Origin of the sequence: Myroides odoratus (genome assembly GCF_001549985.1) — a bacterium.
Taxonomy (GTDB): Bacteria; Bacteroidota; Bacteroidia; order Flavobacteriales; family Flavobacteriaceae; genus Flavobacterium; species Flavobacterium odoratum_A.
This window is the reverse complement of sequence record NZ_LROZ01000007.1, coordinates 23,315-39,289: the sequence shown is the minus strand read 5'-3', so window position 1 is coordinate 39,289 and position 15,975 is coordinate 23,315. Positions and strand designations below refer to the sequence as shown.

Below are 15,975 nucleotides of genomic sequence, written 5' to 3'. Positions count from 1 at the left end.
AAATATAAGTAAAGATCAAGTGAGTTCGCACGATGTAAAATAATTTTTGCGTGTTTTTTAAGTATTTTATTTATGGGAATGTGAAAATATTTAAGTCTTTTGTTTTATTAAGACGTAATGCTGAGAATTTAGCAATAAAAAAAATGCAGTAAAACTTTTTTGTAGTCTGTGTGAAATATCTATTTTTGCATATGCAACACAATGTACTTATTTTAGATTTTGGTTCGCAATACACACAGTTAATTGCGAGAAGGGTTCGAGAATTAAATATATTCTGCGAAATCCTGCCTTATAATGCTTTACCCGAGGATTTATCAGCGTATAATGCGGTAATTTTATCAGGAAGTCCTTATTCTGTTCGTTCACAGGAAGCTTTACATCCAGACCTTGCTCAGATTAAAGGTAAAATGCCTTTATTAGCCGTGTGTTATGGTGCGCAGTATTTAGCTCATTTCTTCGGTGGAGAAGTAGCTCCATCAGATACACGTGAATACGGAAGAGCAAATCTTGCTTTTATTGCTGAGGATCCTTTCTTAAAAGATATTCCACAAAACAGTCAAGTGTGGATGAGCCACAGTGATACCATTAAAGTATTACCTACTAATGCTGTTTTATTGGCAAGTACTGCTGATGTTACCAATGCGGCTTATAAAATTGAAGGAGAGCAAACGTATGCGATTCAATTCCACCCTGAAGTATACCACTCAACAGATGGTGCTCAACTATTGAAAAACTTCTTAGTAGATATCGCTGGCGTAAAACAAGACTTTACTCCTGCCTCTTTTGTAGATGAAACAATAGCTGATTTACGTGCTAAAGTAGGAGATGAAAAAGTAGTTTTAGCTCTTTCTGGAGGGGTTGACTCTACCGTTGCTGCTGTTTTATTAAGTAAAGCAATTGGAGATAACTTACACTGTATTTTTGTAAATAACGGATTATTGCGTAAAAACGAATTTGCTAACGTATTGAAGCAATATGAAGGAATGGGATTAAACGTAAAAGGAGTAGATGCTTCTCAACGTTTTATGGATGCTTTAGCAGGACAAGATGATCCTGAAACAAAACGCAAGACAATTGGACGCGTGTTCATCGAAGTATTTGATGATGAATCAAAATTGATTCAAGATGCGACATTCTTAGGACAAGGGACTATCTATCCAGATGTAATTGAATCAATCTCTGTAAAAGGACCTTCAGCTACGATTAAATCACACCACAATGTTGGTGGATTACCAGATTTCATGAAGTTGAAAATAGTAGAACCTTTGCGTATGCTATTCAAAGATGAAGTACGTCGAGTAGGAGCTTCTTTGGGAATTGATCCTGAATTATTAGGTCGTCACCCATTCCCAGGTCCAGGTTTAGCGATCCGTATCTTAGGAGATATTACACCAGAGAAAGTAAGTTTATTACAAGAAGTGGATGCTATCTTTATCAATGGATTAAAAGAACACGGATTATACAATTCAGTTTGGCAAGCAGGAGCAATCTTGTTGCCAGTAAACTCAGTAGGAGTAATGGGAGATGAAAGAACATACGAAAAAGTAGTAGCGCTACGTGCAGTTGCTTCTACAGATGGTATGACAGCAGATTGGGTACACTTACCTTATGAGTTCTTAATGGAGATTTCAAATAAAATCATCAATAAAGTAAAAGGGGTAAACAGAGTGGTATATGATATCAGTTCTAAGCCACCTGCAACAATTGAATGGGAATAAAATTAGAAAAATAAATAAGTCGCTGTATATTTGTATAGCGACTTATTCGCTTTTATAAAATGACCAAGATGAAAAAGAGAATTGTTATAGCTATTGCAGCATTTATTTTTACCAGTGGATTAGCATTCGCTCAAGAGCAAAATTATACAACGTATCGCGTGAGTAAAGGCGAGACAATTAGTAAGATAGCCCGCGAGCATAAAATTTCTGTTAGTGAAATTTTACGATTAAACCCAGATGCAAAAACCGGGATTAAAGAAGGAGATGTTATCCAAGTTCCTGCAAATAAAACGCAAGCAAAATCTGCTGTAACGAGCAAACCTACCACAACACAAACGGCACCACCAACTGATAGCAAGCGAAAAACACATCTTGTACAATCGAAAGAAACAGTTTTTGGAATCAGTCGTCAATATAATGTGAGCGTGCAGGATTTGTATCAATGGAACCCTGAATTGGAACGCAACGGATTAAAAGCAAATTCCTATCTTTATATTTCTCCTGCTGCAGCTTCTGTAGCAACAGATCAATCGGCACAAGTGAATGTCTTACTTTCGGCGACAAAAGCAGATACCCCTGTAGATAAAGCAAAAATAGGATATAAGGAAATTGAAATTGAGCCAAAACAAACGCTGTATAGCCTAGCTGTAGAATACCAAACCAGTGTTCAGAAAATTATGGAGCTAAATCCAGAATTGAGCGAAGGCTTGAAAAGTGGACAGAAGATCAAAGTACCAACAACAGGTAAAGGAACTGTTTCTACAACGACGACACCAGAGGTAAAACCGACCACTACAGGAACTACATCGAAAGAAACAGAACAATATAGTACGATTACCGTAGCACCTAAGCAAACCCTTTTTGGTCTAGCTAAGGAAAATAATATCTCTATTGAGGATTTGATTGAACTCAATCCTGAATTGAGAAAAGGGTTACAAGTGGGCATGGAAGTAAAAGTACCTACTACAGGAGAAGTAAAAGCGAGTGGTTCTACTACAGCACCCAAATGGAACATAGAATCTTCAGGTTCTTTTGTAGACTTGACGCAGTCTTTGGATCGTTATACCGCAAAAGAATTAGTCTTGTTGTTGCCTTTTAATACTTCACGTGTTGGAGATAATGCCAGTGAACGCATGAAAACGGATGGGTTCTTAAATATGACGATGGATTTTTATTTAGGAGCTAAATTAGCGATCGATAAAGCAGTAGGTATGGGATTACCCCTTACAGTCAAAGTTTTTGATTCTAACGAGACAAAAAGCAGCTCAGATGTGAAGCGAATCTTAGCTAATGAAAACCTGGCGAAGACAGAAGTTGTCATTGGACCTTTTTTTCAAAGCAATGTAGATGATGCAGTAAAAGCATTACCAAATAGCGATATTGTTTTGGTTTCTCCTTTGTCTAATGAAAAAGCCAATCCCTCTTCTCAATTGGTGCAAACGATGCCTTATGGCGACGTGTTAAAACAATCGTTGCTGGAGTACTTTATTCAAAAAGACAGTAAGATTACAGTTATTGTAGACGAAAAGAAAGCTTCTACGAAGCGTTTCATGCAGCGTCACTATCCGAATATTAAGTTGATTGAAACAAAAGACTTAAAAGATATTGATAAAACCTTAGTGGCAGGAAAAAACAATGCGTTTATCTTAGATTCGAACAGCATTGAATCTGCGCTATTGTTGACCGATAAATTAAAAAACAAAACAGATAAGTTCGATATTCAAGTCGCTTCTTTTGACAAAAGTGAAGTATTTGACTATGGAGAAATTAAAATTGAAACCTTAGTTGCTTTACATTATACCTATCCTTCGGTAACAAGAGATAGTGAAACGAGTTTGGATACTGCTTTTGCAAGAGAATATAAAGCACAGAATAATGTGGTACCAAATCGCTTCGCAATTCGAGGATATGACGTAACCTTAGATGTTATTTTACGCATGTTCCAAAAAGATGGATTTACAGGTGCTTTGGGATTGAAATCGACAGAAATCGAAAATAAATTCGTTTACAGTAAGAATCCAGAAGGAACTGTACGCAATAGAGGAGTGTATATCCTACAATACAATGATGATTTAACCGTAAAAGTAGTAGAGTAATGCTGTCAAAAATAACATACTTAGGAGATTTAAGAACAGAATCGGTTCACTTGCAATCAGGTGAACATATTATAACTGATGCGCCAGTAGACAACCACGGAAAAGGCCAAGCTTTTTCCCCAACAGATATGGTGACCAATGCAGCAGGCTCTTGTGCAATGACCATCATGGGCATCAAAGCCAATGAATTAGGGGTAGATTTAGTGGGTTCAACCATTGAAGTGTACAAAGAAATGCAGGCAGACCCAAGGAGAATTAAAAAAATTACTTTGCACTTGTCGATGTTGAGTACAGCCAATGGGAAAGAGCGTATCATTTTAGAACGTGTGGCGATGCATTGCCCCGTTTTGTTGAGTTTACATCCAGAAATTGAGAAAGAAGTAACCTTTAAGTGGACGCAAAAATAATGCTAGACAATCAAAAAGAACTGATTGAGTTGGCTAAAGCCAAAATGCCCTTCGGTAAATACGAAGGCAAATATTTGATTGATTTGCCTGAATATTACGTGGTATGGTATCACAACAAAGGTTTTCCCAAAGGAAAATTAGGACAACAATTGGCCTTGGTATACGAATTAAAACTAAATGGTTTAGAACCGTTAATCCGAAATATTCGAAATAATTTTTAACGATTAAACTGACTCTTTGGGGTCAGTTTTTTTGTTGATAGACCTTGCTGAAATAAGCTGTAATGCCCGTAAATAGGGCGAAGAGTGTTAATTCTTTCTTTAAATAAAAAATTAGGACAAATTAAAAAAGAGGAAGGTATTTTGCTTAATTTTTTTGAATCGTTAGTTTAACCTCCTTTTTTTAGTAATTGAATAGGAAAAACCTTTATTTTTTGTGTAGTAGATAAAGTGATTGCTTGCGTTTCCTTCATTTGCCCAAACAGGAAACGCAAAACTTGATAAATAATCGTAAATTTGTAAGATAAAATAGTGCAGTTATGATGAATATTCCTACATCTAATCGTCCGAGAGTAGTAATTATTGGGGGAGGATTCGGTGGATTAGCATTAGCTAAGAAATTGAAAAATAAAAATTTTCAAGTTGTTTTATTAGATAAGCATAATTATCATACGTTTCAACCTTTACTTTATCAAGTCGCAACAGGCGGTCTTGAGTCGGGATCTATTGCATTCCCAATTCGTAAGGTGGTTCAAAATTATGAGGGAATTTACTTTCGCGTAGCTCAAGTTCAACGCATCGATACCGAAAACAAAAAAGTAGTGGCTGATATTGGAACAATCTTTTTTGATTATTTAGTTATTGCAACAGGATCTAAAACGAACTTCTTTGGCAATACTGCTATTCAGCAACACAGTATGGCGATGAAAACGATTCCACAATCGTTAAATATCCGAAGCTTAGTGTTGGAAAATTTTGAAGAAGCACTATTGACTAATGACGAGAAGGAAAAAAGAGCGTTGATGAACTTTGTGATTGTTGGAGCAGGACCAACTGGTGTAGAACTAGCCGGTGCTTTAGCAGAAATGAAGAAACACGTTTTGCCTAAAGATTATCCTGATTTAGATATCAGACAGATGGAAATCAACGTAATCCAAGGGGGATCTAAAGTATTAGATGCCATGTCTGAAAAATCTTCTCGACGCGCACAGGAATTTTTAGAAAAATTAGGGGTTAATGTGTGGGTCAATGAAATTGTAACCAATTTTGATGGTAAAACAGTAGAGACCAAATCAGGCTTGTCGTTTCAAACAGAAACAGTAATCTGGACAGCAGGAGTAATGGGAGCTGTGATTGATGGTTTTGAAGCCTCTGTCATTCAGCGAGGAAACCGTTTAAAAGTAAATGAATACAATCAGGTAGAAGGCTTTACGGATATTTTCGCTATTGGAGATGTTGCTGCCATGGTAACGGAAAATTTACCTATGGGGCATCCGATGATGGCACAACCAGCTATTCAACAAGGACAACTATTAGCAGCGAATTTAATTCAGTTGAGAGATGGAAAACCATTGAAGAAGTTTGCCTATAATGACAAGGGATCAATGGCGACCATCGGAAGAAATAAAGCGGTAGTTGATTTGCCAAAATTTCACTTTAGTGGATTCTTTGCTTGGTTTGTATGGATGTTTGTCCACTTGATGTCGTTGATTGGATTTAGAAACAAATTCTTGGTGTTTTGGAACTGGGTGTACAACTACTTGATGTTTGATCGTCAAGCGCGTTTAATCGTACGACCATACAAGAAAAAGAATGAAGAAAGTTTTACAAAGAATAATGAATAAACGAAAAAGAGCCTGTAAATACAGGCTCTTTTTTATTGTAGTGAATCAGTAGATCGATAAATTTATTATAGGAACGAATCCCTTCTTTTTGGTTGTTGATTTTGAGGAAGTTGCTGTAAATGAACTTGAAAATCGAATCGGTTACCGTTTTATAGGATTCCCAAAAGAGCGTGTTTTCAATTAAATTAGTTTGTACCCCTGGGTGAATCTGCGCATACAATGCTTGGAAATTAGCCTCTGTTTCTTCAGTTCCAAGCGCTTTTAGACAATAGCGCAAGGCAAATATATTAGCAGAATATTGATAGCGGATATCCTGTTGTTTTTTGGCTGCGAGAAAACCAATAAAATTTGCCTCACTCTCTTTGGCATAGCCCACTTGGTGTGCAATTTCATGAGAAGATGTAACGATAAGCGTAGAGGCTGGTATTTTGGTATTGACTTGTGCTTCTAAAGTAAAGGGATTGATATAGCCCGAAAATCCCATATAGGTTAAGGGTAAACTGTAAAGCGAGCCTTTGGCTTTTTGATTCCTATAGGTAAACCATTGGGTAGCTTCGCTTAATCGCTGTACGCCAAATTGAGCATCCTGTCTAATTTGTTCTTTGTCAGCGGGCAGGACAACTGCTTGTAATGAATCTTGGGTTATCGCCAATTGTAAGGTATTCGTTTGTTGAATCATTGCTTTCGTCAGTTCCAAAAGCTCTTGTTTGGTATATCCTTGTTGTAAATCGAGTTGAGTGGCTAGGGGAATTCGATAGTTGTTGAGTCCCCAAAAGAGAGTAAAGGCTACGTAAAAAAGAAAACACCCTTTGATAAGTAAACGGGCATAAGCGCGTATCCGTTGCTTTGTTTCTTGGTTCTTTTTCCAAAGCTGGCGAATTTTCCAACACAAGAAGAGACCTACCGCAAAGTATAGAACATCGCCAATAGAGAAGGGGAATAGGTTGGTACAAGTGGTAATTATACGTAAATAAAACGCATAAAAGCCATGAGTATAAAACCGTTCAACCCATTGAGGGTTAGTGGTCAATATTGTTTTTAGTAGGAGAAAAGCAACAAACCCTACCAGATAAAATCTCAATTTTATTGGGCGCATTTTAACTAAAATTTATTTAGAATAGATAAATATAACCATATATTTGCAGCAAACTTTGATCCAAATGAGTAAAGTTAAGAAAGGTGAGCGAACAATCTTCGTTTGCGATGGAAAAAAATGTTGCCGATACAATGAAGAAGCCAAAGCGTGCTTTGAAGACCTGCTAGAAGAAAGTGGTCTTGGAGCAGATTACGCTTTGTGTAAAATGAAATGTCAAGGCATGTGTAAAAAGGCTCCTGTAGTCTACCTTTCTGAACATGATACCTATAAAAAAGAAGTAACAAAGAAAAAAGCAAAAAAAATCTTCGAAAAATACGTCACAGCTGCCGTTTTATCTTCTTAACTTTAGTCTTTACCTAAAGACAATATGACGATACAACTTTTTGAACCACCTGCTGCTTTACATTGGATTGTAAAGGGATATTGGTATTCCGATGCAACGAGTGGGAAGCATGCGTCTTATCGCATCTATGCGGATGGTTATCCTGGAATGATTTTCCAACACCGACAAGGACAATCGGGGTTGTTTAGGGGAGATACTCCTTTGCCTTTGTGTTTTGTTTATGGGCAAAAGACCAAGGGATTTTGTTTGAATCAATGTGTAAACGGAACGCTGTTTTTCGGTATTCAATTTCAACCCTATGCGTTGAAACACATTTTCGGAATCGATACCGCTCAATTGACGGATCAATGTATCGATGCTCAAGAATTGTTTGAAGGTATTCAACTGGATCAATTGTTGCACTTGACGAATGGACAGCAGTTCCTCGATTATTTTACGACTTATTTGAGTCAATTTATCCATCAAAGTATTGCTCAACCGTCTTATATTATGCCTATTGCGCATGCTTTTGAACAATATATCGGCTGTTCGAGTCTCCAACTAGCAAAAGAATGTCGCGTTTCTCCTCGTACTTTTCAGCGCGATTTTAAAGCGCATATCGGATTGAGTTTTGAGGCTTATAAACAATTGATTAAATTTCAACTGGCTGTATGCCAATTGCAACAATTGCAGGAAGAGAAGCTCGTGGAGGTGGCTTACGATTTGAATTATGCCGATCAGGCTCACTTCGGGCGTGTATTCAAAAGCTATGCGGGCTATACACCCAAAGAGTTTGTACAAAAAATCGGGCGTTACAAACAAGAGGAGCAGTTGTATACCCAACGGTTGCGGATTGTAGCCAATTAATGCTGTCGTTTTTGTTCTATTTTTTGTGAAGGAGATACCCGTAGTTTGTTGCCTTCATTTAAAATTTGAATATCGATGAAAATACATCACCTGAATTGTGTCTCCATTCAATCTCCAATAGGCGATAATGCAATTGGACATTGTGTACTAATTGAAATAGGAACAGAATTAATGCTGCTAGATGCTGGAATCAGCAGTATTGATTTAGCTCAACCTTCTCTTCATTTTAGCGAGGAACTTATACAGCAAATTGGACTTGACTTTACTAAAATGCGTTCAGCAAAAGAACAAATCCTTGCTTTGGGATTGGATCCCAATCAAGTAACAGCCGTAGTGTTGACTCATCTCGATTTCGACCACAGTAGTGGATTGCTCGATTTTCCGCAAGCTACGGTGCACCTAGGCGCAGAGGAATTGAACAGTTTTGTTCAAGGAAATCCTCGATACTTGTCTTTCGTATTGGAACATCAACCGAAAATGAAAACATATGCTACTTCTCCTGCAAATTGGTTGGGGTTTGAAGCGAGGTATCTCTCGATTTACCCAGCGTTAAAAATGGCCCTAATTCCCCTGTTTGGTCATACGATGGGCCATTGTGGTATTGCTTTTGAAGTCGATAACCAAGTGTACTTCTATATTGGGGATGCCTATTATCTACGTGCAGAATTAACAGATCCCCATCATCCTGTCCATGGGTTAACTGCCGCTCGGGCAGTAGATAATGCTCAACGCATTGAAACCTTACACCGACTAATGACTTTCGTCAAAGACCATCCAGAAGTTTGTATGTTTGGGTATCACGATGCAGCGGAGTTTAAGGGTTGGTAGGTATCATGGTAATTCTATACCTCATTCATGACTTTGTTTTTTATTGGTATTTGGTGCACTTCGTGAGGGAAGTACTTCGTATATTACAGACGTTTTTATTTTATATTGGTATTCGATGCAAGTTGTGAGGAACGATCGTGCAATACTTAGAGTATTTACCGTTTGGGGAAATCGAAACGTAGTAAAAATCAAAACGAGAGTGGTATAATAGAAATAAATCTAATTCGAGTTATCCCAAAAGATTAAATCAAGTAAATTGATAGATATGAAAAATAAAATATTAATTGGAGGAATTCTAATACCGCTATTTTTTATGATTCTTGGATGTCAGAATAAAAAAATATCAGAAGGAAGATAACTCTGGTGTCTTGTATAGTTTAGTTAAAATTAAATATAGTTTGCTTAATCTAGCATTAGAATGGAGTAAGGAAGGAATAGATGCAGTACAAATAGGTGGAGTAAAAAAAATATCTAAAGATTGTATTTTTACAGCTTGGAATAATAAGAATATTTTAGTTATAAATTCAATTGAATACTTACCATTAATACTATAAGGACTTATAATAGATATGCTTATAATGGGATTAGAACAAGCCATAGATCATGGTAGAAGTAATTTAGTTGGATCATTTTATTCTGGATATGATAAGTAGAGTTTTATTATATATATTATTATTGTTATGTGTTTATACAGTTATTTACACAATAATGGAAAAAGATTTTTGGAATAAAAATAGAACGCTTTATAATAATTTATTTACTCTTAAATCTTTTATTATGGGAGTAATTTTTGATTTAATTTTAATTTTTATGATTTTAAAAGACAATGGTTTAATATGAAGTATTAGCTCCTTTATTGCGTGGATTTGAAGTTCGTACGCATAAATTGTAAAAGAAAAAGATGGTAGTGTATATAATGGACTCATCAATGTACCTCAAGTCAAGGAACTAGAATTACTAGTTCATATTAGGATGCTGGAGGCAACCTTTTACCAAATGAAAGGAGTGTTCAAGTAAAAATGTGAAAGAATATGTCAAATAGAAAGATATTTAATTTGTTGCTTTAAATCATTGAATCAATCCATTCATGAAGTTATTATGACGGAGTATATGGAATAGGTGTGGATACTCAAAAGAACGATTCTTTTTTACCCAGAAGATTTCTCCAGTTCGTATGTCCTTGAGGCACATTACAAAAGAAGTACGAATAAAGTTTTGAATTCTCTAATGCTTGAAATAACGTGAGAATATATGTAAAAAAGCTTTAGAATCATAAGTAGATGATACTGTTAACTAACTTTAATATGAAAGAAATTTATATAAAGAAGTGCTGGGATGAAGAAAATGTATTGTTTTATTTGCATTTTCAGGATGATAAAGCAGTAAGACAAGTAGAAATAACATCTACATCTAAAGTATTGCTTACATTGGATAGTCCAATGATAGGAGATACGATGTTGTATGATCAATCACTTGAAGAATTGGAGCTAAAAGAAGCTGATTTTATTACGGAAGTGGAGTTTAATGAAATTTGGGAGGAAAAATAGGACAAAGCCCTATTCTTGTTTGTTGCTTAAAATCAATGATTGTTTTTTTGAAATAGCTAAATAAAGTATCGCTTATAATCACATTGAGTTGTCATCTAGACTAGATCATATTATAAGGATTTAAAAAATAGGATAATGAAAAAAATACTAGTTTTTGGTGTTTTACTCCTCTGTGTATTGGGGTGTAAAAATAAGAATACAGAGGAAGAAGCTACAAAGCTGCAAGAAGATTACGGTACGATATATTTTGTTCGATTTATGGTTGATACCGAAATGGCTGTTAGCTGTAATAATTTTATGAACAGCTTGGGCTCTTTGAGTTCCTATTTTAAGATAGAAGATGAACATTTCATAGATGAACTATTGTATGGTACAGAAATAGATGAAACGGTAAGTGGAAATTATGGGATGGATGTCCGTTATCGAATTGAGTTGGAAGATAAAATAATTTGTATTGATGATTTTGGTAATTATTCTATTGATAATAAATATATTGGCAAACTAAGTAATTTTCAACTACTTTTAGACTATATTGAAAAACATAGAGAACATAGTATAAAACTGGAAGAAGATTTTCCTTTTTTGGATGATAATTAGGATTGAATTTATTCTCTATTTATACATTGGAGAAAAATCCCTTACAATCACATTAAGTTGACACCTGATACACAGGAGGTAGCCCCTTCTAATAGATGCAAAGCGTCATTTTGCATAAAAGATAAAATAATGAGTGAAAAAGTTATATTTAAATTGAATAAAAAAAATATTGTTTATACTCTTTTAATATTGTTTTTATTAATTATTGCTGGGGCTTTATTTATATTTTATTCTTCCATTTTTATTTCTTCTCTTGTTAGGAGTGAGGTTTTTATTAAAATAGTAGGAAGCCTTCTGATTTTTTTTTCAATCCCCCTTTTTATTGGATATTGCATACTTCTAATTGATGAGGATGGGGTGATTGTATCGAATGAAGGAATGATAAATAACACTAATTTAATTAATACAGGACAAATAGAATGGAAAGATATTACGCTAATTAGAACGAAAAAATTGAAAAAGAATATTTTGCTCCTTATTTTTGTTAAAGATGAAAGCAAATATTTTAGAAATAAAGGTTTATTAAAAAAATTAAATGCTTTTGGATATAAAAGTTCGTATGGAACATCTATTGTTATAGAAACAAAGAATTTGCATTGTTCTTTAGAAGAATTAAAGTCGATTCTTAGTAAAAATGTCAGATTTGAATAAGATTTATTTATCTTTTTGTTTGAGTCAATAAAATCAAACTACCCCCAACCTTCCAAAACAGATTGCTGGGGTTTGTTCTAGTTAAGAGTTTACTGTTAACGGTTGATAGAGGTATTATGCTATACAAAGTGAATTAAAACTGTTCTTGCCATGTATAGTAATCAATCGGAGTGGATGAAGGGGTGTATTTGTGATGCAAAAGCAAAAACACAACGAACAAAAAGCAAAATTACATGGAGTGACCGATGCGATGCTTCCTTCGTCAGCATGACATACTGTTCGGCATGTGCTTGTGTGAGTTCCTGTATAGGATAGCAGTCGTTGTAGTTCTGTTTCATATGCTGTCTCCAGTACCTAACCAGTATGTCACCTCGACGCAGGAGAAATCGAAGTGAAGATTCATCGAACACCAAAGCCAATATAAAATAGGTGAGATAGGTCGCATCTCGCGTTCGCGTTATGCTGTGAGTGACAAGTGTTGTAGTTCTGTTTCATATGCGCTGTATCCAGTACCTAACCAGTATGTCACCTCGGCGTAGGAGAAATCGAAGCGAAGTGAAAATCGGAACGTAGTGAACATTCATCAAACACCAAAGCCAATATAAAATAGGTGAGATATATTCATCGAATACCAAAACAAAATATAAATGCTATGAGATAGGTCGCATCCTATGCTCACAAAAAAGCAACTAGCAAAAAAACAAAATCACACCCAACAAAAAACAAAAAAGCCTTCATAACAAGTATTATTTTTCTAAATCAAGAATTTAAATTGTAGTTTTATCCAAATTAAATATACACCCATTGAAAAAGAGTATTATTATTGTTGCAGTAGTTGTCATTGTTGCTATTCTTCAGTTTACTTATTTTATGAAGAATCAGCCTAGTACAGCAGAACAAAAAGAAGAAATTTATTTTGTTGTAGATCAAGTTGAATTCACACCAGATTCGACCTATTCTTTTTACGATGTAGAAGGAACTAAATTTACGAGCTATACATTCTCTTCACCATCAACAATAACAAAAGGAGATATTATCGCTAAAGAAGCAAATTCAAATGAAATTGTTGTGTATCGATTTGACCAAAATGGCAAAAAAGAGATCTTTTTAAAAGTTAATAGATAGGAAAGTGGAAAGTGGAGAAGGGAGGAAATTCTTTTTTAATCGATAAACCTCACAAAGCACAAATCTCACAAATCACAACCCTCACCTTTTCGTATTAATCAATTGATTGACGCGATACATCAACACAATACTCAAACAAGAAACCCCTACGACTACGTATCCTACGATATCATAATTCATTAAGGGACTGTTTTTGTGCTCTTGATAAACGATGAGTCCAGCAATAGCTGCGGCGATTCCGCCAGCAATCTGTTGAATAGACGCGTTGATACTCATGAAGGCTCCGCGGTCTTTTCCTTCAGGAACCGCACTTGTAAGGGCAGAAGAAGGCACCATGCGACTCATAATTCCAAACATCATCAAGATATTGATAACCATGACCAACCACAGCGGAATTTGCGCCAGATTGGTATAAACCACACAAACGAGCATCAACCAGATAGAAGCAATACTAAACAGAAGGTATTTGTTCATTCGATCACTCAATTTTCCGATAAATGGCATGAAAATAAGAGAGGTAACACCAGAAACCATGAACAATAAAGGCAGTTGATCGGGGTGCACCCCTAAGTTATTGACAGCGAATATCGTTCCAAAAGGCATCATCATAAAGCCCCCAACCGATAAAAAAGCGGTGGCGATAAAACCAACGCGATAATCTTTGTTTTTTACCGTATTCCACAAGTGAATTAAGGGTTTATGATTCTGTTGTAAGGCAAGATGTGCATTGACTGGATGTAAACACAAGCGAATGAGAATCGCAATGATAATAGAAAGAACGACAATCAAAAAGAAAGGCGCTTCCCAGGCCCATTTGTTGGCAATATATAGCCCTATAGGAATCCCCAATACCTGACTAGCTCCAAAGCCCATTTGGATGAATCCCATAACACGTCCACGTTGTTGTAAGCTAAAAATATCCGTAATAATGGCCATAGAGATAGAGCCAATCACTCCACCAAATAACCCTGTAAAGATTCGAGCAGCAACCAATGTTTCATAAGAATAGGCTAAACCACAGCCTAGAGTTCCTATAATAAAACCGATATAGAAAAATAGCAATAACTTTTTGCGGTCAAATTTATCCGCAAATCCCGCGGTTAATAAACCAGAGGCACCTGCACTAAATGCATAAGCGGATACTGCAATACCGAAATCTTGCGTATCCATAGCTAAACTTTTGAGCAATAAATCCCCTAGAGGAGCCATAACCATGAAGTCTAAAATAACGGTAAATTGTGTAATAGCGAGTATAAAGATGACAAATTTCTCATACCTTGAAAAAGGCACGGTTGAAGTTGCTTTCATAATTGACAAATAAATAGATTGAGCTTATTTTGCGTTTGACTATTGTAACGCTACAAGCAATAGCAGGCAAAGATAGCATATTATTCATGCTATTTTGGAGTTGTTCATCATGTAGCCAGCTATTTAGAACAAGATAAAATAGAAGAGTAGAACAGAGGTTCCTTTTGATGACTTCTTTGTTGGTTCAGCTGTGGAATATCGACTTTAATAAAGACAATAGAGGAAAAAAGAACTACTATTTGCAGCTGCAAATCCAAATCAAATCTATGGGCAATCTAATTTTGTGCTTTATAAGCATCAAAAAGTTTTGCAAATAGTAGTTCAAAAAAACAAAAAAATGTGGGAACGCAAGCTTTCTTTTCGATGAGAGGTAGGTTTAGTTCTTAATCAATGAAAAACTTATAACGATACGATTACAACATAACAAACTAAATCGTTCAACCTATAACCTAGAAAACTCGCTGGCCTTTTTTAAGTAATTCAAAAAACATGCCTAATTGGAAAAAAAAGCTGGATAAGACAGGATAAATTTGAACATTGCATGCAATACCAGTAATTTTTTTGAATATTGTAAGTTTTAGATGAAGGAAAGATTATTGTCGTTCTTTTATTCAATTATAGCTTAGCATTTTGTACTTTGTACCCCATAAGATGGAAAACTTGGCCGAAATGTCTATACCAGAACCGAAAATCTATGATGCACTTCGCATTTATGACGAAGATACTATTTTTGAAACTGCAGCTTCAGGAAGGCCGTATCGTCCGAAGCGTTCTTCTATCTTGTTTGTCCTGAAAGGGCGTATTCGAATGAAGGAGCAAATTAACGAAATTGAAATTGTAGGTTATTCGTTTCTCCTCATCAATACCAAATATGTATATGAAATTTTAACGATAGATCCCCATACAGAATTTCGACTGTTGGGGTATAATCGGGCTTTTGTTGAAAATAGTACCTTTCAGCTTAATAGAGTTAAAGTCTACAAAGACCTGAAAAATCAGTTGAAACGAACCTTTACAATTTCAGCTGCTGAATTCGCAATCTTTTGGGAGAATTTGAGTTTGTTGGATAATTATATTAAACATTTTCAAACCACTACGTATGCGGAACAAATCATTCAAAGTTATTTCAATATTCTGCTGTATCACTTAGTAAGTATCGTCGCTCCTTTACATGAAGAACAAGTTGCACATTTGAATCGGCAAGAAAAATTGACGTATAATTTTGTCAATTTAGTTTCGGATCACTATTTACAGGCAAAAAATGTACAGTTTTATGCAGATGCCCTGTCGATTTCGATTCGATATTTGAGTGCAGTTGTCAAAGAAGTAGCGCAACGTACCCCCAATCAAATCATCAGCGAATTTATTGTGAACGAAGCTAAAGCCCAATTGTCCGATTCGTCTATTTCCCTCAAAGAGATTGCCGCTAAACTCCATTTTAGCGATCAATATGCTTTTACTCACTTCTTTAAAAAACATCAAGATATGAGTCCGACGCAATATAGAGCGTTGATTAATAAGAGTAAATAGTACTTTTGAACATCTTATCGGTCATTTTAATCATTGTATG

The 15,975-nt window shown here is 35.6% G+C and carries 15 protein-coding genes; 13 read left to right on the top strand and 2 right to left on the bottom strand.

The window, feature by feature from the left end:
* The first annotated feature begins 191 nt into the window (after positions 1–191).
* The 5 genes from guaA (at position 192) to AWV75_RS09300 (ending at position 6,064) form a co-directional block, all read left to right on the top strand.
* Complete coding sequence (gene guaA / locus AWV75_RS09320; protein ID WP_060874093.1) at positions 192–1,718, top strand: glutamine-hydrolyzing GMP synthase; 1,527 nt, start codon at positions 192–194, stop codon at positions 1,716–1,718.
* A 68-nt stretch (positions 1,719–1,786) separates the two neighbouring features.
* Positions 1,787–3,814 carry a LysM peptidoglycan-binding domain-containing protein gene (locus AWV75_RS09315; RefSeq protein WP_060874225.1) on the top strand — a complete coding sequence of 676 codons (2,028 nt, stop codon included), beginning with the start codon at positions 1,787–1,789 and terminating at the stop codon, positions 3,812–3,814.
* On the top strand, positions 3,814–4,221 hold the full coding sequence (locus tag AWV75_RS09310) for an OsmC family protein (protein WP_060874092.1): 408 nt from the start codon (positions 3,814–3,816) through the stop codon (positions 4,219–4,221). The genes AWV75_RS09315 and AWV75_RS09310 overlap by 1 nt, the downstream gene beginning before the upstream one ends.
* The gene (locus tag AWV75_RS09305) at positions 4,221–4,442 is read left to right on the top strand and encodes a DUF3820 family protein (protein ID WP_002985168.1); all 222 of its coding nucleotides are present in this window, start codon (positions 4,221–4,223) and stop codon (positions 4,440–4,442) included. The genes AWV75_RS09310 and AWV75_RS09305 overlap by 1 nt, the downstream gene beginning before the upstream one ends.
* Positions 4,443–4,759: 317 nt before the next feature.
* Positions 4,760–6,064, top strand: a complete 1,305-nt coding sequence (locus AWV75_RS09300) for an NAD(P)/FAD-dependent oxidoreductase (protein WP_060874091.1) — start codon at positions 4,760–4,762, stop codon at positions 6,062–6,064.
* On the opposite strand, the gene AWV75_RS09295 is transcribed toward AWV75_RS09300, so the two are convergent.
* Positions 6,045–7,160 carry a DUF3810 domain-containing protein gene (locus AWV75_RS09295; protein WP_060874090.1) on the bottom strand — a complete coding sequence of 372 codons (1,116 nt, stop codon included), beginning with the start codon at positions 7,158–7,160 and terminating at the stop codon, positions 6,045–6,047. The two genes, AWV75_RS09300 and AWV75_RS09295, sit on opposite strands and share 20 nt — an antisense overlap.
* Positions 7,161–7,224: 64 nt before the next feature.
* On the opposite strand from AWV75_RS09295, the gene AWV75_RS09290 reads away from it, so the two are divergent.
* The 7 genes from AWV75_RS09290 to AWV75_RS09250 all read left to right on the top strand — a co-directional run bounded on the left by AWV75_RS09290 (position 7,225) and on the right by AWV75_RS09250 (position 13,097).
* Positions 7,225–7,503 carry a (2Fe-2S) ferredoxin domain-containing protein gene (locus tag AWV75_RS09290; RefSeq protein ID WP_002985161.1) on the top strand — a complete coding sequence of 93 codons (279 nt, stop codon included), beginning with the start codon at positions 7,225–7,227 and terminating at the stop codon, positions 7,501–7,503.
* A 24-nt stretch (positions 7,504–7,527) separates the two neighbouring features.
* On the top strand, positions 7,528–8,349 hold the full coding sequence (locus AWV75_RS09285; protein WP_060874089.1) for an AraC family transcriptional regulator: 822 nt from the start codon (positions 7,528–7,530) through the stop codon (positions 8,347–8,349).
* A gap of 75 nt (positions 8,350–8,424) precedes the next feature.
* Positions 8,425–9,177, top strand: coding sequence for an MBL fold metallo-hydrolase (locus tag AWV75_RS09280; RefSeq protein ID WP_060874088.1), 753 nt, complete (start codon positions 8,425–8,427; stop codon positions 9,175–9,177).
* Between the two features lie 1,304 nt (positions 9,178–10,481).
* Positions 10,482–10,724, top strand: coding sequence for a hypothetical protein (locus AWV75_RS09265; protein ID WP_060874085.1), 243 nt, complete (start codon positions 10,482–10,484; stop codon positions 10,722–10,724).
* A gap of 135 nt (positions 10,725–10,859) precedes the next feature.
* Positions 10,860–11,321, top strand: coding sequence for a hypothetical protein (locus tag AWV75_RS09260; RefSeq protein ID WP_060874084.1), 462 nt, complete (start codon positions 10,860–10,862; stop codon positions 11,319–11,321).
* 129 nt (positions 11,322–11,450) lie between these two features.
* Positions 11,451–11,972 carry an STM3941 family protein gene (locus AWV75_RS09255; RefSeq protein ID WP_060874083.1) on the top strand — a complete coding sequence of 174 codons (522 nt, stop codon included), beginning with the start codon at positions 11,451–11,453 and terminating at the stop codon, positions 11,970–11,972.
* Between the two features lie 804 nt (positions 11,973–12,776).
* Positions 12,777–13,097 carry a hypothetical protein gene (locus tag AWV75_RS09250; protein ID WP_060874082.1) on the top strand — a complete coding sequence of 107 codons (321 nt, stop codon included), beginning with the start codon at positions 12,777–12,779 and terminating at the stop codon, positions 13,095–13,097.
* Between the two features lie 81 nt (positions 13,098–13,178).
* Here AWV75_RS09250 and AWV75_RS09245 read toward each other — a convergent pair whose 3' ends face one another.
* On the bottom strand, positions 13,179–14,405 hold the full coding sequence (locus AWV75_RS09245) for an MFS transporter (RefSeq protein WP_060874081.1): 1,227 nt from the start codon (positions 14,403–14,405) through the stop codon (positions 13,179–13,181).
* A gap of 669 nt (positions 14,406–15,074) precedes the next feature.
* Here AWV75_RS09245 and AWV75_RS09240 point away from each other — a divergent pair.
* On the top strand, positions 15,075–15,935 hold the full coding sequence (locus AWV75_RS09240; RefSeq protein ID WP_231738077.1) for a helix-turn-helix domain-containing protein: 861 nt from the start codon (positions 15,075–15,077) through the stop codon (positions 15,933–15,935).
* Positions 15,936–15,975: the final 40 nt, after the last annotated feature.

What these genes read in the sequence shown, in the direction of transcription:
- guaA (WP_060874093.1), top strand. Translation starts at nt 192, where the DNA reads ATGCAACACAATGTACTTATTTTAGATTTTGGTTCGCAATACACACAG.
- AWV75_RS09315 (WP_060874225.1), top strand. Translation starts at nt 1,787, where the DNA reads ATGAAAAAGAGAATTGTTATAGCTATTGCAGCATTTATTTTTACCAGT.
- AWV75_RS09310 (WP_060874092.1), top strand. Translation starts at nt 3,814, where the DNA reads ATGCTGTCAAAAATAACATACTTAGGAGATTTAAGAACAGAATCGGTT.
- AWV75_RS09305 (WP_002985168.1), top strand. Translation starts at nt 4,221, where the DNA reads ATGCTAGACAATCAAAAAGAACTGATTGAGTTGGCTAAAGCCAAAATG.
- AWV75_RS09300 (WP_060874091.1), top strand. Translation starts at nt 4,760, where the DNA reads ATGATGAATATTCCTACATCTAATCGTCCGAGAGTAGTAATTATTGGG.
- AWV75_RS09295 (WP_060874090.1), bottom strand. Translation starts at nt 7,160, where the DNA reads ATGCGCCCAATAAAATTGAGATTTTATCTGGTAGGGTTTGTTGCTTTT.
- AWV75_RS09290 (WP_002985161.1), top strand. Translation starts at nt 7,225, where the DNA reads ATGAGTAAAGTTAAGAAAGGTGAGCGAACAATCTTCGTTTGCGATGGA.
- AWV75_RS09285 (WP_060874089.1), top strand. Translation starts at nt 7,528, where the DNA reads ATGACGATACAACTTTTTGAACCACCTGCTGCTTTACATTGGATTGTA.
- AWV75_RS09280 (WP_060874088.1), top strand. Translation starts at nt 8,425, where the DNA reads ATGAAAATACATCACCTGAATTGTGTCTCCATTCAATCTCCAATAGGC.
- AWV75_RS09265 (WP_060874085.1), top strand. Translation starts at nt 10,482, where the DNA reads ATGAAAGAAATTTATATAAAGAAGTGCTGGGATGAAGAAAATGTATTG.
- AWV75_RS09260 (WP_060874084.1), top strand. Translation starts at nt 10,860, where the DNA reads ATGAAAAAAATACTAGTTTTTGGTGTTTTACTCCTCTGTGTATTGGGG.
- AWV75_RS09255 (WP_060874083.1), top strand. Translation starts at nt 11,451, where the DNA reads ATGAGTGAAAAAGTTATATTTAAATTGAATAAAAAAAATATTGTTTAT.
- AWV75_RS09245 (WP_060874081.1), bottom strand. Translation starts at nt 14,405, where the DNA reads ATGAAAGCAACTTCAACCGTGCCTTTTTCAAGGTATGAGAAATTTGTC.
- AWV75_RS09240 (WP_231738077.1), top strand. Translation starts at nt 15,075, where the DNA reads ATGTCTATACCAGAACCGAAAATCTATGATGCACTTCGCATTTATGAC.